Source organism: Flavobacteriales bacterium (assembly GCA_013001705.1).
Taxonomy (GTDB): Bacteria; Bacteroidota; Bacteroidia; order Flavobacteriales_D; family JABDKJ01; genus JABDLZ01.
The window spans coordinates 1-23,445 of the sequence record JABDLZ010000293.1 but is presented as its reverse complement, the minus strand read 5'-3'; the positions used below and the strand labels follow the sequence as shown (position 1 = coordinate 23,445).

The following is a 23,445-nucleotide window of genomic DNA, read 5'->3' as shown; positions in this document are numbered from 1 at the left end:
TATGAGCCTTAGCGCCAGGGACTCTTGTGCACATCATTGGTATCGAAGTCCACGTCTTCTATGAGTTTTCGCAATCGCGGAACGATCAGTAGCAAGGAGCGGTAGTCATGTGCAGCCAGCCACTGTGCGGCCCCGGGTTCATCCAGAGCAGCTTCTGCCAGTCGTTTGAGGGGGATGAATCCGTGCTTTTCCAACCATTGACCAGCTATCGGCTTATCATTGATGAAATCCACCAGAGCGACCATTTCAGGGTGTCCATGGGAGAAGAGCCACTTATCGGCCTGTGTGCTTCCGCGCAATGAAAGAATGAAATAGACCAATTCGCCAAATCCATTCTTATGGAGCCATTTGGAGATATCCTCATTGTCCCGCATCGCCTCTCCCCAGGCCACCAGTACCTTATCGGGATAGTCTTTCATCTACTTGCGATGTAATTCCTCCATTTATCGATCACACTCTTCATATCCTCAGGCAGAGGAGACTCGAACTCCAGACGTTCACCGGAGCGGGGATGTGTGATGGCAAGCGTCCGTGCGTGGAGGGCCTGTCTCGGAAGCATCTTGAAGCAATTATCCACGAATTGCTTGTACTTGGTGAATGAGGTGCCCTTCAATAGTTTATCGCCTCCATACTCATGATCCCCGAAGAGTGGGTGTCCGATATGTTTCATATGGGCGCGTATCTGATGGGTGCGTCCGGTCTCCAGTTTGCACTCTACCACAGTGACGTAGCCCAATCGTTCGAGCACCTTGTAGTGGGTCACCGCATGCTTGCCATACTCCCCATCAGGGAATACATCCATCACCTTGCGGTTCTTCAGACTTCGACCGATGTTTCCGGTGATAGTGCCGTCCTCATCCAGATCACCCCATGCTAAGGCCGTGTATCTACGGTCCGAGCTACGGTCATAGAATTGCCCGGCCAGGTGTGTGAGGGCCTCCTCGGTCTTGGCGACCACCATCGCTCCCGAAGTGTTCTTGTCCAGGCGATGTACAAGACCGGGACGGGGCTCAGGCGAGCCCTCAGCTGAGGGCAGTTCTCCGAAATGGAACATCAGTGCATTGACCAGGGTCCCTGTATAATTCCCGTAGCCAGGATGCACGACCATACCCGCCTGCTTGTCGATCACTACCAGGTCATCATCCTCGTAAATGATTTCTAGCGGGATGTCTTCTGCTATGAGTTCGATCTCACGCACCGGATAGGGGAGCACGATAGAGATATCATCGCCTGGTCTGACCTTGTAGTTGGGCTTGACCATCTGATCATTGACCTTGATATGACCGTTGAGTGCGGCTGCTTGTAGTTTGGTCCGGCTCGTATTGGGAACTCGATCCATCAGGAATCGATCGATACGTAAGGCCTCCTGTCCGGGGTCGGCCACGAATCGGTGATGTTCGTAGAGGTCTTCTTGTTCCTCTAAAGAATCGGGGTCGCTCGGTCTATCGGTCGATGACAATTTTCTTGATGCTTCGTGACCCACTAGGGGTGGTTATCTCCACAAGATAAAGCCCTTCCGATGTAAATGAGACATCCAGTAGGTGTGGGGAGGTGAAGAGTTGCTCGCTAGATACCACCCTTCCTTGTAAATCCATGAGGCGGGCCACTGCTCCTCTCGGGATCTCACCTGAGATCTGGAAAGTGTTCTGTGCGGGATTGGGCCAGATGTCGAGTTGCTCGAGTTGGGCTTCTTCCAGCCCTACCATGAGTTCTTCCACTGGAGGGAAAACTGGACGGAGCATGATGGTCCCTTCGTAAGACGATGGCTGCCATCCCGACCCTATGTCGAAGTAGAGACGCTGACTATTCAGCATGGCGGATAGGTCATTACCGATATTGAGTGAAATGGCATCGGGCTGCACCCAGCCGAAGAAGTAGCTGGTATTGGCCTCTAGGATCACCGTGTCCTGAAGCGCATAGCGAACAAATCCACCCTGATCATCGAAATCGACCAATCTGGAGGTGAGGTCTTGGTAGTGGATCTCCCCTGGAGCATCGTTGTTCTCTTCCCAAATGGTGAGGAAGAAGAGTTGATCCTCCAAAGCAGCTCCTCCTTGGTAGAGGAAGAACATGTCTACCGCTTTGACCGTGTCCGTTTCAAAGATGTCAAATTGGAAGGCGACCTTGCCGCTCCCGTTGAAGTTCTGTATGCCATAGGCATTGTCAGCCTGTCCATCGTCAAAGGCGTAGTAATTGGAGAAGACCTGGGTGAAGGAGAGGTGGTTATTATCATCATGTAGGTCAGGTGAGGTCTGGAAGTAGAACTCCACTTCGAATTGGGCTGTGGTATCACTGACCGATGTGGGAAAGACAAAGGAATTGGGAGATTGATTCACTTCTTGGGTGATGGCCTCATTGCTTTCGGCCGGGATAGAAGGGGATTGGGAATCGATGAATGAAGCGATCTCAGCACCGTTGAAATCCACGCTATATCCCGACTCGGATATCAAGGCACCTTGTATGCGATTGTTCCTGAGGACCACATCCTTTTGTATGATGGTATTCTCACTCGCGCTGGGAGTATAATGGTCCCAGGGGATAGAGACATAATCCGAGGAGAGGAAGCTGTAGACCGGTTCTGCGAAACCCACATCGGTGATAGCCTCGTCATCAACTGATCGATTCTCGTCCAAGTAGACCCAATCGATGGACCACTGATCTAGCGCTCCTGTCAATCGACCGTAATTCCTGAAACGGAACTGGAAACCGTTCTGGAGAAACTGTTCTTGTACCGTGAGAAATACCGGAACGTATGGGATAAGGCCCGATCCGGTCGCATGCCATCTATTGGTCCATTGGTCCAGTCCGGGATCATAGAACTGTAGGACCAGGGAGTCGGCAGGTTCAGGAGCTTCACCATAGCCTTCAGGCTGATAGAAGAAACTCAAGACCACATTGACCTTGCCTTCCAGATCCAATGGCATGGACGTGAGCACATCGGCATGTCCATTGGTGTTCCCATTATCGGGATCATACGCTTGACCGAATTCATTCATCCCATCGAAAACCGCTACGCCCACGGATGGTGGAGCGATTCCGAAACTTGTATGGATAGTAGTGAACATGTCTTCCCAGAGAACGGTGTTCCCATCGGCATTTCCAGGAAAATGATCTTGGGAGAAATCATCGATGAAAGGAAGTTCCACCATATTCTGTCCGCGCATGGCGGGTTGAGACAGCCGCTCCTCTGTATCCTGCTTCTTGGCCAAGTCTTCCCGTAGAGGTATCGTATACTCCTGTGCAAAAGCACTTAGGCTCATCACTATGATTGCGAAGGAAGATAGAAGGGTCTTGCGCATTGAGGGCGGATTATTGGTCCAACAGTCGTTCATCGGTGGTCAGATGTACATCCACTTCTGTACCCATCTCCACACTGTTGCCGAAATCAGGGAATTGCTTGAGTACAAATGCAGATAAGGTGTCACGCTCGCTAGCACAATCATGACATCCTCCGACTACCCGACCCAGATTCAACGAAACACGGTTCAGAATAGTCTGTGCCTCATCATAGGTATACCCGCTGATCTTTGGAATGCTGACATACTGGGAATTCTTCTTTCCGAGAACCAAAGTGACCTGATCGCCTTTGCGCAATTTGGTACCGGGTTCTATCTCCTTGCCCTTGTACAGGACTTTTAGCACACAATCGGTGCATACCCGGTCTGGAACGTAATCGATGGTCTCGATCTCTATTCCGGTGATCTCCAGTAGGCTCAGAGCGATCCGCTTGGATTTACCCTTGAGGTCTGGGAATTCCACTTGAGGGGCATTCTTCGAGGCGATGGTCACGTAGATCCTCCGATTCTCCTTTACCATCCGCGGTTCCACGCCAGAACTGTCCGGCAACATATACGTGGGGCTGGGATTCTGGGAAATCACACTTCCCGGAAGAGCATCTTCTATATAGGCCTCATCTTCTACTGTGATACGTAATCCTTGTTCATCCACCATCTGTGCAGCGTCATCGATGTGCATCCCCACCAGATCGGGGATCGGACGGGTCTCCCCATGAGAGGTGTAGAACCGCATCAGAACGAACAGTAGGAATATCGCCAAGAGTAGGCTGGCCGAGGCGATCACCACATGCTTGACAAAGGTTTTACTGAAGATATACTTTACCAGGTCTGCCATTGGATCGAGCAAATATCTGAGATATTCTGCTTCTACCGATCCTCAACGGTCAGACTTCTCCCTTGTTGCACGTTTGCTGTTCATAAGTGTAGCCTTGAAGAACGGCAATGTGAATGCACAGGGATAATTTTGAGACACAGAGCTAAAAGGAAATGAGACCCATCATTGCGGTATTGGCTGGAGGATTCAGTGGAGAGTATGAAGTCTCCATAAAGAGTGCCGGCACCATCATGGATCATCTGGATCAAGCGCGGTTCGAGTCCTATCTGGTGGTCATGAGTGAAGAGGGCTCGGTGGCCAAGACCTCGGCCGGGGATCAGCCACTCGACCTGAATACCTTTTCCTTCGACTTGGGAGGTCAGAAGAAACAATTCGACTACGCCTATATCATCATACACGGTACGCCTGGAGAGGATGGGAAAGTCCAAGGCTATCTGGATATGATGCGTATTCCCTACAACACGGGGTCTCTATTGAATATGGCACTGACCTTCAATAAAGCGCATACCCAGGTGTTGATGAAACTCCACGATATACCCGTGGCCGATCACATCATATTCCGAGCAGATGATCGTCCCGATGCTCAGCAAGTGGTCGATCGGCTAGGCCTTCCCTGTTTTGTAAAGCCTACCGAATCCGGCTCGAGTATCGGAGTCACCAAGGTGAAGACCATCGATGCTCTAGAGGCAGCCATCGATACGGCCTTGGCCATACATCCTGAGGTCATCATCGAGTCGCTACTCACCGGCAAGGAGTTGGCCTGCGGGGTTTTCAGGGATGAAGGGGCAATACGTGCCTTACCCGTGATCGAGATCAGGTCTACCCGTGAGTTCTTCGACTATACTGCGAAGTACGATGATGCTGAGACGGAAGAGATCGTCCCGGCTCCTATTCCCGAAGCAGCATTCAAGAAATGTCAAGAACTCTCCAAGCGTATCTATGACATCACCGATTGCAGGGGTATCGCCCGAGCCGATTTCTTTCTTTGTGAAGATGGATTGTACTTTGTGGAGATCAATACCATACCGGGTATGTCCCCAGAGAGTCTGATACCCAAAGAACTGCGTGCAGAAGGACTGGATCTGACAGAACTTCTCAGCCGCATGATCATCAACGACATGGAACAATTTCAGAAGAAATGACACTTATCAAATCTATTTCTGGTATCCGAGGGACTATTGGCGGAGAGCCCGACCGATCCTTGACCCCTCTGGATATCGTCAAATTCAGCTCAGCCTTTTCAGCCTGGGTCAAGAAACGCCATCCTCAGGTGGCGCGACCTACTGTGGTCCTGGGTAGAGATGCGCGTATCTCGGGACCCATGGTCCATCGATTGGTCCTAGGGGCCTTGCTGGGTTCGGGAGTCGATGTACTGGATCTCGGACTGAGTACCACCCCCACTGTAGAAGTGGCTGTTGCATCAGAAGGAGCACAAGCGGGAATCATACTCACGGCCAGTCATAATCCCAAGCAATGGAATGCCCTCAAACTGCTCAACGAGAAAGGCGAATTCATCTCAGCGGCTGACGGCCAGCAGTTGCTACAGATGATCGAGTCGCAGACCTATGATTATGTAGAGGTAGATGATCTAGGGCAGGTGCGGAGCGATGACTCCTGGATCGAGAAGCACATCGATGCCATACTTCAGATGGAAGGTGTGGATGTCGAAGCCATCCGATCTGCCGGAATCAAGGTCATATGCGATTGCGTCAATAGCACGGGTGGGATCAGCGTTCCGAATATCCTGCATCGGTTGGGGGTCAGAGAAGTAGTGGAGATGTATTGTGAGACTTCAGGAGATTTCCCGCACAATCCCGAACCTTTGAAAGAGAACCTCACCGAGATCTCAGATCGCATCGTCAAAGAAGGAGCTCATCTGGGAGTAGTGGTGGATCCCGATGTGGACCGCTTGGCCCTGATCTGCGAGAACGGGGACATGTTCGGAGAGGAATACACGCTCGTGGCCGTAGCCGACCATGTACTCAGCTATTCACCTGGACCCACAGTGAGCAATCTCTCTTCCAGTCGCGCCTTGCGAGATGTGACCGAGAAACATGGACAGACCTACCATGCTTCGGCAGTTGGGGAAGTCAACGTGGTCCAGACCATGAAGGATGTAGGTGCGACTATCGGAGGTGAAGGCAATGGAGGTATCATCGACCCTGCCCTGCACTACGGTCGGGATGCTCTGCTGGGTATCGCGCTCTTTTTGACGCACTATGTGAAGAAGGGAATGAGCATGACCGAGCTCAAGTCCAGTTATCCGGCCTACTTCATGTCCAAGAACAAGATCCAGCTCACTCCAGATATCGATGTGGATGCCATCTTGGAACAAATGAGCAGCAAGTATGCTACTGAGCAGATCAGCACCATCGATGGTGTGAAGGTGGACTTTGCTGATCGATGGGTGCACATGCGTAAATCCAATACCGAGCCCATCATACGCATCTACACCGAGGCCCAGAGCCAAGCCCAGGCCGATGAATTGGCCGAACGCATCATGGATGAGATTCGCACGGTAGCGGTATGAGATATATCCTGACCATAGCTCTTGCCTTTCTGTTCATTGGTTCTTCTGCCCAGACTGCAGATCTTCAACAGGATGGAATACATCTGTTGCACCGATTGAAAAGGGACACCAAGGTGATTCCTGTAGGAGCCAAGGTGGTACTTTCCATCGAGGGGGAGAAGGTCAAGGGCGTCTTGGATGGGGTGGGAGAAAAAGAGATTTCTGTTGATGGCACCCGTTACCGTCTTCGTGACATCACGTGGATAGGTGTACGTACCAAATGGACCAAGGTATTGGGTATCACCTTGGCCACAGCGGGGCTTTGCTTGACGACTGCGGGTATCATCTATGTGGCTTCTGCAGGAGGATTGGGATTCTTAAGTACCGGACTCATCACGGGGGCCGGTCTAGGTATGAGTGCGATATCCATTCCGCTCCTTACCGAAGGTAAACGGCACTATCTCGATAGTGATTGGAAGGTGATGCCCCCTGGTTGATCACTCAGACCAACCAGATGATAAGGGACTCGAAAACGAAGAATACCAAACAGAGAAAAACGGTATAGCCCATGAAATCCCGGGTCTCCATCTTGATCAAGCGCCCCATGATAGGTAGGAAGGTCAACGTCCAGAATGGATTCATCAGATTGGTCAGCGAGTCCCCATAAGCAAAGGCGATGATGGTCTTGCCTATGTCAGCTCCAGAACGTCCGGCAGCTTCCAGCAGGGGAGGCCCCAGTACCAGCCATTCACCTCCACCTGAGGGAATGAAGAGATTGACCACAGAAGAGCATACAAAAGCAAGCCACGGGAGGCTTTGTCCATCCCCGATGCTGAGCAATTGATCGGCAAATATGACGGCCAGGCCCGATCCGATGAAGATGCCCATGATTCCTCCGAAGAGAGGGAATTGTACTACGATATCACTTGCTCCTTTGATGGCATCCTTCATCACATGGACAAATCGTATCGGACTTCCTTGTAGAAGAAGTGCTCCAGTGAGCATCAGCAAGGTCAAGGCGGTGAGATCGAAGCCCTTATTCTGAACAGAAAGGACCAGTCCCACTACACAGAGCACAGCCAAAATGATGTTGATGATATAGGCTCTGTTCAGCCGATCGGCCCAGGTGGGATGGGATTCCTCTTCCTGAGTGGCAGCATCAAGGACCTCCTCATTATCCTGTTCTCCTTGGATTCTCAAAGCCGCATCGAAATGTGGGTCATAGGCCGGTCTGATCCACAGTATCATCATAGGCAGGATGAAAAGGGTGAATCCGATGAGCGCGATATTCAAAGGGTGCAGCAAGGTTTCCGTGACAGGGATGACATCCTCGATCAAGCCCGCATCTATGAATACCGAAGCCGTGCTCTCCGAGGCCATCATGATGGCGGCTGAAGAGGAAAGTCCCCCATGCCATACCAACATCCCAGAATACAGTGCGGCACAGGCCAGTCTGAAATCCACGCCTTTGACCCGTTTGCACAGTTCTACCGTGAACAAGGCTGTGACCGGGGCGAGGCCCCAATTGATGAGATTGAGTATCAATGAGCTCAAGGTGATCACCAGATACACCTGTGTAGGGCGATGGATACGTTTGCTGAGGGCATGAAAGAAATTCCGCATGACCCGACTATCCCCCATGGTATATCCAAAACAGAGGATCATCATCATGAAGAATCCAAAAGTGAGGATCTTGGGGCTGTAGAGCCCTCCTATCCATTGTCCCATGAGTTCCAGCGCTCCGGTATCGGTCAGCCCTAGGGCCAGTCCCATCGTGACCAAGGTCAGGATGATGGCAAAAACAAAAGAATCAGGCAGGACCTTGCGTACCTGTATGGCAAAGAAATCCCCCAGACGTTGCAACAAAGAGTTCATGGAAGCATGGAATGCTAGGATGACGAATGTATGAATCATGAATGACCGTTGTTACTTAGGTGGAGATGCTAGATATTTACATTTGTCCTTTGACCCTGAATCATGGAAAGAATCTATCTGGATAATGCGGCCACCACGGCCATGGCCCCTGAAGTGGTGGATGAGATGATCCCCTTCATGCGCGAGCACTATGGGAATCCCTCCTCTACCCATGCCTTCGGACGTAAGGTCAAGGATGCCATAGAGACCTGCCGGAGAGATGTGGCCAAGATGCTCCATTGCAGTCCGGCCGAGATATGCTTCACCTCAGGCGGGACCGAGGCCGATAATCTGGCCATCTATACCGCAGTAAGGAAATTGGGTGTCAAGGATGTCATTACCACCAAGATCGAGCATCATGCTGTGGTGCATTGCGTAGAACATGTGGATAGGATCGACCTGGCGCGTGTGCATTATGTGAAGACCGATGAGAGGGGACGAGTGGATCTGGATCATCTGGAAGACCTACTGCATCACCACGAAGGCGCTCTGGTATCCCTGATGCATGGTAACAATGAGATCGGGAATCTGCTCGACCTCAAGGTCGTTGGAGAAATGTGTAAGGCACATGAAGCTTATTTCCACAGCGATACGGTGCAGACCATGGCCCATTATCCCTTTGACCTGTCCGAGTTGCCTGTGGATTTCATTACCGGGTCGGCCCATAAATTCCACGGTCCTAAGGGGATCGGTTTCCTCTATCACAGAAAGAGTCTGGGAGTCATTCCTCTCATCCATGGGGGCGGACAAGAACGCAATCGCAGGGCTGGTACCGAGAATGTCTATGGCATCATCGGATTGACCAAGGCCCTGCAAATGGCCCATGATCACATGCAGGAGCATGAGCAGCACATCCGCGGCTTGAAAGAATTGATGAAATCCGAATTGAAGCAGGCCATCCCCGAAGTGGAGTTCAATGGCATGAGCGGTGAGGAAGACAGTCTGTATACCGTACTCAACGTCAACTTCCCCGATAGTGATATCGCTTCCATGATGCTATTCCGATTGGATATCGAGGGAATTGCATGCTCGGGAGGGAGTGCCTGTTCTTCAGGGAGTAATCTGGGTTCACATGTATTGGCAGAGATCGAGAAGAAGAACGATGGTCCCTCCATTCGATTCAGTTTCAGCCGATACAATACCGAAGCTGACATCCTGTCCTGTGTCGAGAAATTGGCACAATTGATGACCGCTACAGTCTGAACCGCAAAACGAGATTTTCAATGGATAATTTGGAAGAAAGAGGATATCAAGGACCCATTATCACGTCTGCAGAAGCTACGGGCACCGACCTGCAGGCCTTTATGACCAATGTGTTCAGTTGGATGACCGGGGCATTGATGATCACGGCATTCACTGCCTACGGTTTTGCCAGTCAGGAGTCCCTCTTCAGTCTGCTTTATACCCCCACAGGAGGTCATTCTGTCCTAGGCTGGGTGGCCATGCTCGCACCTTTAGGAATCGTCATTGCCATGGGTGCGGCTCTGCAACGCTTATCCTATATGAGTTTGATGCTGCTCTTCATCGGTTTCTCGGTGATCATGGGTATCAGCATGAGCTACATCTTCTATACCTATGCGGCCAGTACCATCTATCAGACCTTCTTTATCACGGCCGCGACATTCGGTACCATGGCTGTACTGGGTTATACCACCAAGACCGATCTGACCAAGTTCGGCAGGTTGTTGTTCATGGGGCTTATCGGGATCATTTTGGCCATGGTGGTCAATTGGTTCTTGGGCAGTTCTCAATTGGACTACATCATCAGCATCATAGGAGTACTGGTATTTACCGGGCTTACGGCCTATGATGTTCAGCGACTCAAGCGTATCGGTCTTTCCATTCCGGGCGGCACAGAGATAGCGGGTAAAGCGGCCATCATGGGGGCTTTGAGTCTCTATCTGGACTTCATCAATCTCTTCTTGATGCTCTTGCGACTCTTCGGAGGAAGGGACTGACCTTTTGTGACGAAAAGAACTACAAGGCCTCATCCGAGGCCTTTTTCTTTAGTAGTTGTAATAGATTTGCCCCTCAAAATAGACCGACATGAAAGCATACGTATTTCCAGGGCAAGGGTCCCAGTTCATTGGAATGGGACAGGACCTTTATGAGCAAGGAGGTGAACTGAAGGAATTATTCGAGCAGGCCAACGAACTATTGGGATTCCGGATCACCGATATCATGTTCAGCGGTACGGATGAGGAACTCAAGCAGACCAAAGTGACCCAACCGGCCATCTTCCTGCACTCGGTCATCTTGGCCAAGGCCTTGGGAGATGATTTCAGACCGGACATGGTCGCAGGGCATTCACTCGGTGAATTCTCTGCGTTGGTAGCGGCTGGAAGTATGAACTTCACCGATGGTCTCACTTTGGTGTCCAAGCGGGCCATGGCCATGCAGAAGGCATGTGAAGCGGTGGAATCCACCATGGCAGCCATATTGGGATTGGATGATGAGGTAGTGGAGAACGTATGTCAAGAAGTGGACGGGGTAGTAGTGGCAGCCAACTATAATTGTCCGGGCCAATTGGTCATCTCAGGTGCGGTACCTGCCGTACAGAGTGCGTGTGAGAAATTGACCGAAGCGGGAGCGCGCAGAGCACTGATGCTTCCGGTAGGTGGAGCCTTCCATTCCCCTCTCATGGAGCCGGCCCGAGAAGAATTGGCCGAGGCCATTGCTCGTACCGATCTGCAATCACCCATGTGCCCAATCTATCAGAATGTGACCGCAGCTCCAGTGACAGATGCTTCGACCATCAAGGAGAACCTGATAGCTCAACTCACCGCTCCGGTGCGATGGACCCAGACCATGCAGAATATGCTGACCGAAGGTGCAGAAGAGATCATAGAAGTCGGCCCCGGAAAAGTACTTCAAGGTCTATTCAAGAAAGTAGACCGCCAATTGAACACCCGCTCTGCCGTAGTCTGAAGGATCGGTCAAGAATCCCAGATCAAAGGGTCGAATTGATGAGCTTTCCTTGTTCTAGAAGACGATGGAATGAGGGGACACGCAATGTGACCTGCTCTAGAGCGTCCAAGTGATCACTCCGGTGGCAGTCCGTGCCTACCAGCCCGATGAGCTCTTGCTCGACCAGATGATCGGCCACTTTCTTCACTTCTGGACCGTAGTATCCACCCAGAGAGTTGAGATTGATCTGTAGGATAACTCCTTTATCGTGAAGTTCCTCGTATTTCTCCAGATCGCGTGACCAGAATCCGTAGCGTTCCGGATGGGCTAGAACGGGTTTGATGCCCTTGAGCTGCATGTTGAAAATGGCACTGTTCAGGTTCAAAGGTTCGGCCACAAATGGAAGTTCGAAAAGCAGATAGCGCTTGGAACCGAAGGTCAAGAGATCCTCATCATCGAGCAATTGCTCGAACCGGTCATCCAGGTAATATTCGGCTGCAGCTTCGATCTGGATCTCCATGCCTTCCTTCTTGATGGCGGCACGTACTTTCTCTAAGCCCCCTAGTATGATATCCGGAGTGTTACGGTAATAGTCCGCCATGATGTGCGGGGTAGTGATGACCTTCTGGAATCCCAATGCTTCGAATCTTCGCAGCAAGGCCAGGCTCTCTTCCATATCCTGCGCCCCATCATCTATGCCGGGGATGAGATGCGAATGGATGTCCACCTTCAATGAAGAGATGTCAGCCGGCTCGATGAGCTTCTCGCGTTTACCGAATAGGCGGCCGAATATCCCCATCAACGTTCTGCGTATTGTTCCTTGTAGTAATTCTGATAGGCTCCAGAAGTCACATGCTCCAGCCAGTCCTCGTTCTCCAGATACCAATCGACTGTTTGCTCGAAGCCTTCATCGAAGCTGATGCTCGGCTCCCAAGCCAGTTCTTCCTTGATCTTATTGGCATCGATCGCGTAGCGGAGGTCGTGCCCTGCACGGTCCTTGACAAAGGTGATCGACTGCTCAGAGGTGCCGATCTCGCGACCGAGTTTCCGGTCCATGATCTCACAGAGTTTCTTGACCAGGTCGATATTCTTCCACTCATTGTTCCCACCGATGTTGTAGGTCTCACCTACTTTTCCTTCGTGGTAGATGACATCGATGGCCCGAGCGTGATCCACTACCCAGAGCCAATCCCTCACATTGATTCCCTCCCCATAGACCGGTAGGGGTCTATTGTGCTTGATATTGTGGATCATCAATGGGATGAGTTTCTCTGGGAATTGATAGGGGCCGTAGTTATTGGAGCAATTGGATAGCACGACCGGTAGTCCATAAGTATGGTAGAAGGCCCGTACGAAATGATCGCTGGAGGCCTTACTGGCCGAGTATGGGCTACGTGGGTCATAGGGAGTCTCTTCGGTAAAGAGTCCGGTATCACCCAATGATCCATAGACCTCGTCTGTAGAGATGTGGTAGAATCTGCGCGAATCCATGTCATCCCCCCAGGCCTTTCGGGCTGCATTCATCAGGTTGACCGTGCCGATCACATTGGTCAGAACGAATTCATCAGGGCCAGAGATGCTACGGTCCACATGGGACTCGGCCGCTAGATGGATCACCCCTTGGATGTCATGTTGACTGAAGAGTTCATTCAGGAAATCCTTGTCCGTGATATCCCCTTTGATGAACCTGTAATTGGAAGCATCTTCAATGTCCTTCAGGTTCTCCAGATTCCCTGCGTAGGTAAGCTTGTCCAGGTTGAGGACATGCACCTCGGGATAGCGCGTTACGAAAAGGCGTACCACATGACTTCCAATGAATCCTGCTCCTCCGGTGATGAGTACTTTTTTCATGCGCTTGCTTATAAACTCCAGTAATCGAAGTCCTTGATACGGTCTTTGTAGATGCCTTTCAGATCCACGAAAATGCCATCCGGGTGCATCAGGTTCTTGAAATAATTCTCCTGTAGATTCTGGTATTCATCATGATTGACGGCTACAATGACTGCTGCGTAATCGGAGCTGGGTTCTGTCACCAGACCGAATCCATATTCCTGCATGAGTTCATCATTGTCAGCATGCGGATCGATGACATCCACCTGTACACCAAAGGATTCGAATTCCTTGACCACATCCACGATCTTGCTATTGCGTATGTCCGAGACATTCTCCTTGAAAGTGGCTCCCATGATAAGCACTTTGGCATTCATGACATCGATACCGTTCTTGATGATCATCTTGACGGTCTGCTTACCGACATAGAATCCCATAGTATCGTTCACATAACGTCCAGAGTTGATGATCTTGGCGTGATAGCCCAACTGCTTGGCCTTGTGGGTCAGGTAATAGGGATCGACACCTATACAGTGACCTCCTACAAGCCCGGGCCTGAAATTCAAGAAATTCCACTTGGTACCGGCCGCCTCCAGCACGTCATAGGTATTGACACCCATGCGCCCGAAGATGATCGAGAGTTCATTGATGAGGGCGATGTTGACATCCCGTTGCGTGTTCTCGATGATCTTGGCAGCCTCTGCCACTTTGATGGTGGGGGCTTTGTGGATACCGGCATCTACTACGGTCTCGTAGACCTTGGCGATCTGATCCAATGATTCTTCACAGCATCCGGATACGATCTTGAGGATGGTGCGTATGGTGTGCTCCTTGTCCCCAGGGTTGATACGCTCCGGGCTATAGCCCACCATGAAGTCCTGCTTCCACACCAAACCGGATTCTTCTTCGAGCACCGGGATACAATCCTCCTCGGTACATCCGGGATATACGGTGGACTCATAGACCACGTAGTCCCCTTTCTTCAATGCTTTACCCACAGCTCTCGAGGCCGAGAGTACAGGGCCTAGATCGGGCATCTTGGACTCATCGATGGGTGTAGGTACGGCCACGATGAAGAATTTGGCTTCCTTCAACTCTTCCGGGTCGGCTGTGAAGTGGATATCACATCCATCGAATGCTTCAGCCGGTAATTCATTGCTCGGGTCTATTCCCTGTCGCATCAGGTCCACGCGCTGGGCATTGATATCGAATCCGATCACCGAGAAGTCACGTGCAAATTCCAGAGCGATCGGCAATCCGACATAGCCCAATCCGATGAGGGCCAGTTTTGCTTCCTTATTCTTCAGCTCTTCGTAGATCATTTCTTCTTGCTACTTTTTTCTTGTTCGTCCCTTACTTCATAGATGCGCTGGATGATCTCCACCACTTTGAGTCCCTCCAATGCGTTGGTCGTGGCAGTACCCCGTTCTTTCAATGTCTCTACCACATTCTCGATGATGAAATGGTGGTTGGCGGCACTGCCTTTGTACGCTCCATAATCATTTGGAGGTGCGCCCTCGGGAAGTTCAGGCATCTCATAGTCTTTGACATGGCAATAGATGACTTCGTTCATATACTGTCCACCTACCTTGACGGTACCGTTCTCAGCGATGATGGTCATGCTGCTTTCGAAGTTCTTATCATAGACGGCCGTGCTGTAATTGATGGCTCCCATACCGCCATTCACAAAATCGAAACTGACGAATCCGGAGTCTTCAAATGCGGTCAGCTCCTCATGGTTGAAGTCCCTGAACTTCCCTTGTATATGCTCGATATCTCCAAAGACCCAATACATGAGATCGATGAAATGCGAGAATTGGGTGAATAGGGTTCCACCGTCCAGATCGGGAGTCCCTTTCCATCCACCCGCTTTGTAATAGCGTGCATCCCGGTTCCAGTAACAATCCACCTGTACCATATAGATGTCCCCCAAGCGACCGCTCTCCATCATCTCCTTGAGCCAAACGGAAGGCGGGCTATACCTATTCTGCATCACACAGAACACGCGTTTATTGCGTTGTAAGGATTTGTAGATGACCTCTTCACATCGGCTCTTGGTCAATCCCATGGGTTTCTCACAGACCACGTGCTTCTCAGCTTCCAATGCCAGGATGGCCTGATCGGAATGAAGGCCATTAGGAGTACAGATACATACGACTTCGATGTTCTCCTCCTTCGCAAGCATCTCTTCAAAGGAGGAATAGAACGGGACATTCAAATGGTCGATGTCCAGTCCATCTGGAGAAGCGACATCGGACAAGGCAATGAGTTCAGCCTCAGGATGATTCAGGATCATCTGTGCGTGTCGCTTACCGATGTGACCACAGCCGAGTACGGCAAATCCTATTTTCTGTTCAGCCATCTATTTTTTGAACTTTTTCATTTTCCAAACGGTAGCGCTCTCCACCTTCGGGACAGGTGGCCCAGCCATCTGCATCGAATTGCAAGCGGTGGCCATACTCGCTCATCCAACCGATATGCTTGGCCGGATTACCGACCACCAAGGCGTAGTCAGGAACATCCTTGGTCACTACGGCTCCCGCTCCGATAAAAGCGAAACGACCGATGTCGTGACCACAGATGATGGTCGCATTGGCACCGATGCTTGCTCCTTGCTTGACCAGAGTGCGGGCATATTGTCCTCTGCGGTTGACCGCGCTGCGTGGATTGGTCACATTGGTAAATACCATGGATGGACCGAGAAAGACATCGTCCTCACAGATGACCCCGGTGTAGATCGATACGTTGTTCTGTACTTTGACATTGTCCCCCAATCGGACCTGCGGTGAGATCACCACGTTCTGTCCCAGATTGCATTTCTCACCGATACTACAATCGGTCATGATATGACTGAAATGCCAGATCTTGGTATCCTTTCCGATAGAGCATCCCTCATCGATCACGGCCGTTTCATGCGCGAAATAGTCCATTATCGGATGATATATTTCTCAAAGTCCATATGCTCCTTATGGTTCAGTTCCTCTTCACTCAAGGATTTGAAGTACTCGAATGTGGTCTGGAGTCCAGCACTGCGTGAAACGCGAGGTTCCCAATCCAGGATCTCACGTGCACGACTGATATCGGGCCTTCGTTGTTTGGGGTCATCCGTTGGAAGGTCTTTGAAGGTGACTTTCTGATCGGTACCGGTGAGTTCTACGATCTCCTGAGCAAAATCCAGAATGCTGATCTCATCCGGGTTGCCGATGTTCATCGGCTGAGTGTAATCGCTGTTCAAGAGACGTACGATCCCTTCGATGAGGTCATCTACATAGCAGAAAGAACGGGTCTGGGAGCCGTCTCCGAATACGGTAAGATCCTCACCCCGTAGGGCTTGACCAATGAATGCAGGCAGCACGCGACCGTCATTGAGTCGCATCCGTGGGCCATAGGTATTGAATATACGTACGATACGTGTCTCCAATCCATGGAAACGATGGTAGGCCATGGTGATGGCTTCTTGGAAGCGTTTGGCCTCATCATAGACCCCACGTGGCCCTACCGGATTGACATTGCCCCAATAGTCTTCATGCTGCGGATGCACCTGAGGATCACCATAGACTTCAGAGGTAGAGGCGATGAGCATACGCGCTCCCTTGGCCTTTGCCAGACCGAGCAGGTTGTGTGTACCCAGTGAGCCCACCTTGAGGGTCTGGATAGGTATCTTGAGATAATCGATGGGACTGGCGGGGGAAGCGAAATGCAGTATATAATCCAAGTCACCCGGGACATGCACGAATTTGGAGACATCGTGATGATAGAACTCGAATCGATCCTGCCCGAAAAGGTGTTCGATGTTCTTGAGATTACCCGTGATGAGATTATCCATGCCCATCACGAAGTGCCCTTCTGCGATGAATCTATCACAGAGGTGTGATCCAAGAAATCCTGCTGCACCGGTGATGAGTACTCTTTTCATGCGCCCACGGTCTCTCTTCCGATACTGTAATAGGTGAATCCTTGGTCACGCATCGCATCGAGGTCATACAGGTTACGACCATCGAAGATGAGTTTGTTCTTCAAAGCATCTGCCACTTTACTGAAATCCGGATTTCGAAATACGGCCCATTCAGTAGCGATGAGCAGTGCGTCTGCATCTACCAGCGCTCCATACCCATTCTCTGAATAAGATATCCGGTTTCCGATGCGTGATCGGACATTGTCCATGGCCTCTGGATCGAAAGCCGTAATGCTGGCACCTGCTTCGATCAGGGCATCGATCATGTACAAGGCAGGCGCCTCGCGTATGTCATCGGTATCCGGCTTGAAGGCAAGTCCCCAGAGAGCGAAGTGCTTTCCGCTGAGGTCGCCATCGAAATGTGCTTTGAGCTTATCGACCAGGCGGAGTTTTTGCTGATCATTGACATCCAACACCGATTGCAGGATCTTGAAATCCATTCCTTCTTCCTTTCCGGATCGATGAAGGGCCTGGACATCTTTGGGAAAGCAGCTTCCACCATATCCGATCCCGGGAAAGAGGAATCGCTTTCCGATACGTGTATCCGTTCCCACACCGAGTCTGACCTTGTCCACATCAGCCCCGACCGCTTCACAGAAGTTGGCGATCTCATTCATGAAGGTGATCTTGGTCGCCAGGAACGCATTGGCTGCATACTTGGTCAGTTCTGCAGATTTCTCATCCATGAAGATCAACGGATTCCCCTGTCGGATGAAGGGTTTGTAAAGTTCTTCCATCACCTTCTTGGCCGATTCGGATGAGGTACCGACTACAACCCGATCGGGTTTCATGAAGTCGTCCACCGCAAAGCCTTCTCGCAAGAATTCAGGATTGGAGACCACTGCGAACTGCTCGTGTGCATTCTCAGCGATCTTTGCGCGCACTTTTTCGGCCGTCCCCACAGGGACCGTGCTCTTATCTACGACTACTGTGAATTCCTTGAGCATCGGGCCAAGTTCTTCGGCTACTCCTAGTACATAGGAGAGATCGGCCGAACCATCCTCACCCGGAGGGGTCGGAAGTGCAAGGAAGATGACTTTTGCACCTTCAATACCTTCGGCCAGGTCGGTCGTGAACTTCAGTCGGCCTTGTTTGATATTCCGTTCGAAGAGCACATCCAGATGAGGTTCATAGATAGGTACCTCCCCTTGACGCATCTGCTCCACCTTGGCCTCATCGATGTCCACGCACATGACATCATTGCCTGTTTCAGCAAAGCAAGTACCTGTTACCAGGCCTACATATCCGGTTCCGATCACTGCGATTCTCATAGGGTAGAAATAGTCTTTTTATGAAATGGCTTCTAGGACCGAGTCGACCAGTAGGTCCTGTTGTTCATGGGTCAATTCCGTGTGCATCGGAAGCGAGAATACGCGCTCACATAGATTCTCGGTCACTGGGAACATGCCTTCTGAATATCTGGGGTCGAGATAGGCCTTCTGCATGTGCAAGGGCACCGGGTAGTAGATCATGGCCGGCAGACCTTTATTGGTCAGATGCTCTACGATCTCATCCCTAGAAGTTCCATTGGTCTTCAAGGTATATTGATGGAATACATGGTCGCTGTTGGACGCTCTCACCGGAGTGAGGATCCTCTCGACCGAAGCAAATCGTTCATCGTAATATTCGGCCGCACGCTGCCGCGCTGCGATGTAGTCATCCAAATGTCTCAATTTGATGCGGAGAATCGCGGCCTGTATGCTATCTAAGCGGCTATTGACACCTATCATGTCATGGTAGTAGCGCTTGGTCTGCCCGTGATTCGCCATCATGCGTGCTTTGCTGGCCAGATCATCATCGTTGGTGAATATGGCACCACCATCCCCGAAGCATCCGAGATTCTTTGAAGGGAAGAACGAAGTCGTACCGAAATCACCCATACAACCACCTTTTCTAGAAGTGCCGTTGGCGTAAGTGTATGTACTTCCGATCGCTTGGGCCGTATCCTCGATCACATAGAGACCATGCTCTTGTGCCAGGGTCATCAGCGGTTCCATATCAGCGCACTGTCCGAATAGATGTACGGGAACGATGGCCTTGGTCTTTTCTGTAATGGCGTCCTTGATCGCGTCCAGGTCTATGTTGAACGTATCTGGATCCACATCGACCAGTACAGGTGTGAGACCTAGAAGAGCTATGACTTCAGCAGTTGCCACATAAGTGAAGCTAGCCGTGATCACTTCATCACCGGGTTTCAGGTCGAGCGCCATCATGCAGAGTTGCAAAGCATCTGTACCGTTGGCACAAGGGATCACATGGGCCACATCCAGGTATTCTTCCAGTTCCTTTTGGAAGGCTTTGACTTCTGGGCCATTGATGTAGGCTGAGCTTCTGATGACATCGGTCACGGCTTGATCGATCTCTTCTTGAATCTTATCATACTGACCGAGCAAGTCGACCATCTGGATGGGTCTCATGAAATCATACTTGGATTAGGGCTGCGAAGATAGAGAATCATGCCCTCGAAATCATGCTTCTGAGCATCTCGCTCCTATCGCTCAGGGCAATCGAGAAAAGCGTTTGATACCTTTGCGCTCTATGCGTAAGAACGAGATGTTACGACTTTCCTTGACTCTTCTGGGAATATCCATAGGCCTAGGCATATCGCAGTTGGCAGCTCAGCGGAACATTCAGGATTCCATCATCTCCATGTCCATGATAGATTTCAGTCTGGGAGCGCATATCCCAGCAGGGGATATCAGCGAACGATTCGGTGAGAATGGATTTCTAGGAGCTTCTTATCACTACAAAACGGGCAGCAATTGGGTCTTCGGTCTCGAGGGTGGTTTCATCTTCGGAAACAAGGTCAAGGAGGATGTGGCTGTCAACATCCGCACATCGGAGGGCTTTGTGATCGATCAGGAAGGAGGATTCACCGAGTTGTTGTTGCTGGAAAGAGGTATGACATTGGTCGGGACTGTGGGTCGGGTCATACCACTCTTCGGTCCCAATGACAACAGCGGACTGGTAGTGCGACTAGGAGGCGGTATGCTTCAGCATAATATCCGACTGGAGACGCGGAATAATGATGTTCCCCAGTTGGAAGGTGAATACCTCAAAGGGTATGATCGATTGAGTAATGGATTCTCAGCCTATCAGTTCATCGGCTATCAACTGTTGAGCAATAATCGATTGGTCAATTTGACCATCGGACTGGAAGGCTATCAAGCCTGGACGCAAAGTCGTAGGGATTTCAATTTCGACCTCATGCGCAAGGACGATAGCAAGCGACTGGATTCCCTATATGGAGTCAAGGTCTCTTGGTCCTTTCCCATCTACCGCAGATCAGCAGGAAAATTCTATAGATGATATGGTGCAGCAGGCCCTCTATGACCTGATGATGCGTATGTATGTGCTGGGAATCCGTCTCGCATATCCTTTCAAGGAAAAAGCACGACTCTGGTTACAAGGACGTAAGAATTGGGCCGAACGCCTTCAGCAGGTAATGCAGGATCGTGGAGGTCCGGTGATCTGGATCCATGCTGCCAGCTTGGGCGAATTCGAACAGGGGAGACCGATCATAGAAGCATTACGCAAGGAGTTTCCTCATGCCCAACTGGTCCTTTCCTTTTTTTCTCCCTCCGGATATACGATCAGGAAGGACTATGATAAAGTGGATCTGGTGACCTACTTGCCCCTCGATACAAAACAGAATGCCAAAAGATTCATCGAGATCCTCGATCCAACAATAGCCTTGTTCATCAAGTATGAATTCTGGTTCAATCACCTGAATGAACTTAAGCGCAATCAGATTCCGACCATACTGGTATCTGGAAGGTTGCATGCTAAACAGGGATTCTTCAAGCCTTGGGGAGGTTTTTTCAAGAAAGGACTTGAAGCCTTCAGTCATTTCTTTCTCCAGAATGAAGAGAGTGCTCGACTGTTGGAAGAGATCGGTTTCACCAACTACACGGTCAATGGAGATACGCGTTTCGACCGGGTGATGGAGATGAAGAATGAGGAACGATCTCTTGAGAAGATCGAACGCTTCTGTAGAGACCTTCCAGTGATCGTGGTGGGTAGCAGTTGGCCATATGATGAGATCCTGATGATGGAGTATATCAATAGCCATCCAGAGCGTGACTTCAAGGTGATCTTCGCCCCACATGAGATCGATCAGAAGCGGATCTCAGAATTCATCAATAAGTGCAGGTCACCGGCCATCCGATACTCTGAAATGGAAGAGTCTTCCGGAAATGAAAAGGTGCTTTTCGTAGATAGCATAGGTATGCTTTCATACCTATACAAGTACGCTACAGTCGCCTTGATAGGGGGAGGATTCGGTGCTGGAATCCATAATACGCTAGAAGCAGCCGTGTGGTCCAGGCCGATACTCTTCGGACCCAGATATCAGATGTTCAAAGAAGCAGTGGACCTAGTAGAGAATGGCGCGGCCTTCTCTGTAGAGACGCAGAAAGAACTGAACGCGATGCTGAACAAGCTTCTCTTTGAGGACGAAGAACTGAAAGAGTCGGCCGGCCAGCAGGCTTGGCGCTACTGCGCGGCCAATCAGGGTGCCAGTCAAGAAGTCATCTCCTACGTACGAGAAACACTCCCTAGTTGACTTTTTCTAAATCAAGAATCGTTTATATTTGCCGCCCGTTTATACGGGATAAGCGAGAGTAGCTCAGTTGGTAGAGCATAACCTTGCCAAGGTTAGGGTCGCGGGTTCGAATCCCGTCTCTCGCTCAAAGCGGAACGCGTTGTGAAGACAACGCGTTCTTTTTTTCCGGACTACAAGCTTTCACTGAGAATGAGGATTGTTAAAACAATCCGGCTCAGCAAGAAATCGAATTCTTGATCTCTATCTTACCTTCACGCGGTGTCGATCCCAACAGACATCGAACTATCTGTGGTCATCCTCTGCTATCGTTCTGAGGAGTCCATCATCCCTTTTGCACAGAAGACCAAGGAACTCATCACTTCTCTCAGTCCACAGAGTGAGATCGTATTGGTGGGGAATTATTGGGAAGGTAGTGGAGATCGCACACAGCAGGTAGTAGAGAAGATTGCTGCTGAAGACCCCATGTTCAAGGCCATCTGCAAACCCAAAGAAGGCATGATGGGCTGGGATATGCGCATGGGACTGGAGCATGCATCAGGACGATATATCTGTGTGATAGACGGGGACGGGCAGTTTCCGATAGAGAGTATCGCCCACTGTTTCGAAATCATCAAGAAAGGGGAGTTCGGACTGGTCAAGACCTATCGCGAACAACGGAACGATGGTTTCTATCGCAGACTCATCAGCGGAGGCTATAACCTCCTCTTCAAAGCGCTATTCAGCAGCATACGGTCCAAAGATGTCAACAGCAAACCCAAAATGCTCACGCGTGAGGCCTATCAGCGCTTGGATCTGCACTCCGATGATTGGTTCATCGATGCAGAGATCATGATACAGGTAGGGCGTCATCGGATCCCCTTCTACGAGTTTCCAGTAGTCTTCGAAGAATTGGAAGGAAGGCAGAGTTTTGTCAAGATAGCCGCCATCTTCGAGTTCATGAAGAACCTGGTCGCTTATAGATTCAGAGAGTACGGCAAGCGTAAATGACAGACCAACGGATATTCATCACCGGTATCACATCATTCCTACTTCGCGATCTGGCAACTCGACTCCGAGACAGAGGGAATACCTGCATAGGACTTAGCAGACAGTCGATTTCCATGGAGGGGATAGAACTGATACACGGGGATCTATTGCAGCCAGATACATGGCGTGATCACTTGGCTACATGTGATATGGTCATTCATGGAGCGGCTATCACCCATTCTCACGATGAGAATCTCTACGAGCAGGTCAATCACCTCGCCACTCGTGCACTGGTCGATGCCTGTGATCCAGGCCAACGCTTTGTATTCATCAGCAGTCGTGTAGCTGGTATGCATTCGGGTGCCTATGGGGTCAGTAAGTTCCGTGCGGAGGAGTACATACGATCACATTGCCCCGACCATCTTATCCTCAGACCCAGTGAGGTATTCGGGGGAGGCAAAGAAGAAGGGATCGAATCATTGATCAGAACCGTTCTTCAAAAACGGCTGGTCGTATATCCAGGAGGAGTAGGGACTCCACTGTGCCCTATCCATGTCAAGGATCTAGTGGATAATATGGAAGAGATCATCCTTCAAGAAAGCCACCCAGATTATATGATGATACTAAGAGGACCCCAGTGTATGGGCTTTAAGGAGATCGTTCAGACCA

At 50.6% G+C, this 23,445-nt stretch carries 23 protein-coding genes and 1 tRNA gene; 11 read left to right on the top strand and 13 right to left on the bottom strand.

The window, feature by feature from the left end; translation table 11 throughout:
- Window positions 1-8: 8 nt before the first annotated feature.
- The 4 genes from HKN79_11775 to HKN79_11760 are packed head-to-tail and all read right to left on the bottom strand — an operon-like array spanning window position 9 to window position 4,131.
- Window positions 9-419 (bottom strand): hypothetical protein, encoded by a 411-nt coding sequence (locus tag HKN79_11775; protein NNC84245.1) that lies wholly within the window; start codon window positions 417-419, stop codon window positions 9-11.
- Window positions 416-1,459, bottom strand: a complete 1,044-nt coding sequence (locus tag HKN79_11770) for an RluA family pseudouridine synthase (protein NNC84244.1) — start codon at window positions 1,457-1,459, stop codon at window positions 416-418. Before HKN79_11770 ends, HKN79_11775 begins: the two co-directional genes overlap by 4 nt.
- On the bottom strand, window positions 1,443-3,299 hold the full coding sequence (locus tag HKN79_11765; GenBank protein ID NNC84243.1) for a T9SS type A sorting domain-containing protein: 1,857 nt from the start codon (window positions 3,297-3,299) through the stop codon (window positions 1,443-1,445). Before HKN79_11765 ends, HKN79_11770 begins: the two co-directional genes overlap by 17 nt.
- Before the next feature lie 10 nt (window positions 3,300-3,309).
- A complete protein-coding gene (locus tag HKN79_11760; protein NNC84242.1) occupies window positions 3,310-4,131 on the bottom strand; it encodes a PASTA domain-containing protein in 822 nt (273 codons plus the stop codon).
- 152 nt (window positions 4,132-4,283) lie between these two features.
- On the opposite strand from HKN79_11760, the gene HKN79_11755 reads away from it, so the two are divergent.
- Genes HKN79_11755 through HKN79_11745 form a run of 3 tightly spaced genes read left to right on the top strand, consistent with a single transcriptional unit; the run spans window position 4,284 to window position 7,137 of the window.
- The gene (locus tag HKN79_11755; protein NNC84241.1) at window positions 4,284-5,273 is read left to right on the top strand and encodes a D-alanine--D-alanine ligase; all 990 of its coding nucleotides are present in this window, start codon (window positions 4,284-4,286) and stop codon (window positions 5,271-5,273) included.
- The gene (gene glmM, locus HKN79_11750; protein NNC84240.1) at window positions 5,270-6,661 is read left to right on the top strand and encodes a phosphoglucosamine mutase; all 1,392 of its coding nucleotides are present in this window, start codon (window positions 5,270-5,272) and stop codon (window positions 6,659-6,661) included. The genes HKN79_11755 and glmM overlap by 4 nt, the downstream gene beginning before the upstream one ends.
- Window positions 6,658-7,137, top strand: coding sequence for a hypothetical protein (locus HKN79_11745; protein NNC84239.1), 480 nt, complete (start codon window positions 6,658-6,660; stop codon window positions 7,135-7,137). The genes glmM and HKN79_11745 overlap by 4 nt, the downstream gene beginning before the upstream one ends.
- A gap of 4 nt (window positions 7,138-7,141) precedes the next feature.
- On the opposite strand, the gene HKN79_11740 is transcribed toward HKN79_11745, so the two are convergent.
- Window positions 7,142-8,554, bottom strand: a complete 1,413-nt coding sequence (locus tag HKN79_11740; GenBank protein NNC84238.1) for a short-chain fatty acid transporter — start codon at window positions 8,552-8,554, stop codon at window positions 7,142-7,144.
- A 63-nt stretch (window positions 8,555-8,617) separates the two neighbouring features.
- Here HKN79_11740 and HKN79_11735 point away from each other — a divergent pair, with 63 nt between their 5' ends.
- The 3 genes from HKN79_11735 (at window position 8,618) to fabD (ending at window position 11,482) form a co-directional block, all read left to right on the top strand.
- Window positions 8,618-9,757, top strand: a complete 1,140-nt coding sequence (locus HKN79_11735) for a cysteine desulfurase (protein NNC84237.1) — start codon at window positions 8,618-8,620, stop codon at window positions 9,755-9,757.
- A 20-nt stretch (window positions 9,758-9,777) separates the two neighbouring features.
- The gene (locus HKN79_11730; protein NNC84236.1) at window positions 9,778-10,512 is read left to right on the top strand and encodes a Bax inhibitor-1/YccA family protein; all 735 of its coding nucleotides are present in this window, start codon (window positions 9,778-9,780) and stop codon (window positions 10,510-10,512) included.
- 88 nt (window positions 10,513-10,600) lie between these two features.
- A complete protein-coding gene (gene fabD / locus HKN79_11725; GenBank protein NNC84235.1) occupies window positions 10,601-11,482 on the top strand; it encodes an ACP S-malonyltransferase in 882 nt (293 codons plus the stop codon).
- A gap of 22 nt (window positions 11,483-11,504) precedes the next feature.
- On the opposite strand, the gene HKN79_11720 is transcribed toward fabD, so the two are convergent.
- From HKN79_11720 to HKN79_11685, 8 genes are read right to left on the bottom strand one after another with little or no spacing between them, the layout of a single operon-like run.
- Entirely contained in the window at window positions 11,505-12,260 is a 756-nt protein-coding gene (locus HKN79_11720; protein NNC84234.1) for a hypothetical protein, read from the bottom strand.
- Window positions 12,260-13,312 carry a dTDP-glucose 4,6-dehydratase gene (gene rfbB / locus HKN79_11715; protein ID NNC84233.1) on the bottom strand — a complete coding sequence of 351 codons (1,053 nt, stop codon included), beginning with the start codon at window positions 13,310-13,312 and terminating at the stop codon, window positions 12,260-12,262. The genes HKN79_11720 and rfbB overlap by 1 nt, the downstream gene beginning before the upstream one ends.
- A gap of 8 nt (window positions 13,313-13,320) precedes the next feature.
- On the bottom strand, window positions 13,321-14,610 hold the full coding sequence (locus HKN79_11710; protein ID NNC84232.1) for a nucleotide sugar dehydrogenase: 1,290 nt from the start codon (window positions 14,608-14,610) through the stop codon (window positions 13,321-13,323).
- Window positions 14,610-15,653: a Gfo/Idh/MocA family oxidoreductase gene (locus tag HKN79_11705; GenBank protein NNC84231.1), complete on the bottom strand. Its 1,044-nt coding sequence runs from the start codon at window positions 15,651-15,653 to the stop codon at window positions 14,610-14,612. Before HKN79_11705 ends, HKN79_11710 begins: the two co-directional genes overlap by 1 nt.
- Window positions 15,646-16,224, bottom strand: a complete 579-nt coding sequence (locus tag HKN79_11700) for an N-acetyltransferase (GenBank protein ID NNC84230.1) — start codon at window positions 16,222-16,224, stop codon at window positions 15,646-15,648. The genes HKN79_11705 and HKN79_11700 overlap by 8 nt, the downstream gene beginning before the upstream one ends.
- Entirely contained in the window at window positions 16,221-17,207 is a 987-nt protein-coding gene (locus HKN79_11695) for an SDR family oxidoreductase (GenBank protein NNC84229.1), read from the bottom strand. The genes HKN79_11700 and HKN79_11695 overlap by 4 nt, the downstream gene beginning before the upstream one ends.
- The gene (locus HKN79_11690; protein ID NNC84228.1) at window positions 17,204-18,517 is read right to left on the bottom strand and encodes a UDP-glucose/GDP-mannose dehydrogenase family protein; all 1,314 of its coding nucleotides are present in this window, start codon (window positions 18,515-18,517) and stop codon (window positions 17,204-17,206) included. The genes HKN79_11695 and HKN79_11690 overlap by 4 nt, the downstream gene beginning before the upstream one ends.
- A gap of 18 nt (window positions 18,518-18,535) precedes the next feature.
- On the bottom strand, window positions 18,536-19,663 hold the full coding sequence (locus tag HKN79_11685; GenBank protein ID NNC84227.1) for a DegT/DnrJ/EryC1/StrS family aminotransferase: 1,128 nt from the start codon (window positions 19,661-19,663) through the stop codon (window positions 18,536-18,538).
- A gap of 121 nt (window positions 19,664-19,784) precedes the next feature.
- On the opposite strand from HKN79_11685, the gene HKN79_11680 reads away from it, so the two are divergent.
- The 5 genes from HKN79_11680 to HKN79_11660 all read left to right on the top strand — a co-directional run.
- Window positions 19,785-20,555: a hypothetical protein gene (locus HKN79_11680; protein ID NNC84226.1), complete on the top strand. Its 771-nt coding sequence runs from the start codon at window positions 19,785-19,787 to the stop codon at window positions 20,553-20,555.
- A 1-nt stretch (window position 20,556) separates the two neighbouring features.
- Entirely contained in the window at window positions 20,557-21,810 is a 1,254-nt protein-coding gene (locus tag HKN79_11675; protein ID NNC84225.1) for a 3-deoxy-D-manno-octulosonic acid transferase, read from the top strand.
- A gap of 52 nt (window positions 21,811-21,862) precedes the next feature.
- Window positions 21,863-21,935 (top strand) — tRNA-Gly (locus HKN79_11670).
- A gap of 133 nt (window positions 21,936-22,068) precedes the next feature.
- The gene (locus HKN79_11665; GenBank protein NNC84224.1) at window positions 22,069-22,797 is read left to right on the top strand and encodes a glycosyltransferase family 2 protein; all 729 of its coding nucleotides are present in this window, start codon (window positions 22,069-22,071) and stop codon (window positions 22,795-22,797) included.
- On the top strand, window positions 22,794-23,445 hold a 652-nt coding region (locus tag HKN79_11660; GenBank protein NNC84223.1), incomplete at its 3' end, for an NAD(P)-dependent oxidoreductase. The genes HKN79_11665 and HKN79_11660, both read left to right, overlap by 4 nt.

Coding starts and splice junctions, on each gene's coding strand:
- HKN79_11775 (NNC84245.1), bottom strand. CDS start 419: ATGAAAGACTATCCCGATAAGGTACTGGTGGCCTGGGGAGAGGCGATG.
- HKN79_11765 (NNC84243.1), bottom strand. CDS start 3,299: ATGCGCAAGACCCTTCTATCTTCCTTCGCAATCATAGTGATGAGCCTA.
- HKN79_11760 (NNC84242.1), bottom strand. CDS start 4,131: ATGGCAGACCTGGTAAAGTATATCTTCAGTAAAACCTTTGTCAAGCAT.
- HKN79_11755 (NNC84241.1), top strand. CDS start 4,284: ATGAGACCCATCATTGCGGTATTGGCTGGAGGATTCAGTGGAGAGTAT.
- glmM (NNC84240.1), top strand. CDS start 5,270: ATGACACTTATCAAATCTATTTCTGGTATCCGAGGGACTATTGGCGGA.
- HKN79_11745 (NNC84239.1), top strand. CDS start 6,658: ATGAGATATATCCTGACCATAGCTCTTGCCTTTCTGTTCATTGGTTCT.
- HKN79_11740 (NNC84238.1), bottom strand. CDS start 8,554: ATGATTCATACATTCGTCATCCTAGCATTCCATGCTTCCATGAACTCT.
- HKN79_11735 (NNC84237.1), top strand. CDS start 8,618: ATGGAAAGAATCTATCTGGATAATGCGGCCACCACGGCCATGGCCCCT.
- HKN79_11730 (NNC84236.1), top strand. CDS start 9,778: ATGGATAATTTGGAAGAAAGAGGATATCAAGGACCCATTATCACGTCT.
- fabD (NNC84235.1), top strand. CDS start 10,601: ATGAAAGCATACGTATTTCCAGGGCAAGGGTCCCAGTTCATTGGAATG.
- HKN79_11720 (NNC84234.1), bottom strand. CDS start 12,260: ATGGGGATATTCGGCCGCCTATTCGGTAAACGCGAGAAGCTCATCGAG.
- rfbB (NNC84233.1), bottom strand. CDS start 13,312: ATGAAAAAAGTACTCATCACCGGAGGAGCAGGATTCATTGGAAGTCAT.
- HKN79_11705 (NNC84231.1), bottom strand. CDS start 15,653: ATGGCTGAACAGAAAATAGGATTTGCCGTACTCGGCTGTGGTCACATC.
- HKN79_11695 (NNC84229.1), bottom strand. CDS start 17,207: ATGAAAAGAGTACTCATCACCGGTGCAGCAGGATTTCTTGGATCACAC.
- HKN79_11690 (NNC84228.1), bottom strand. CDS start 18,517: ATGAGAATCGCAGTGATCGGAACCGGATATGTAGGCCTGGTAACAGGT.
- HKN79_11685 (NNC84227.1), bottom strand. CDS start 19,663: ATGAGACCCATCCAGATGGTCGACTTGCTCGGTCAGTATGATAAGATT.
- HKN79_11680 (NNC84226.1), top strand. CDS start 19,785: ATGCGTAAGAACGAGATGTTACGACTTTCCTTGACTCTTCTGGGAATA.
- HKN79_11675 (NNC84225.1), top strand. CDS start 20,557: ATGGTGCAGCAGGCCCTCTATGACCTGATGATGCGTATGTATGTGCTG.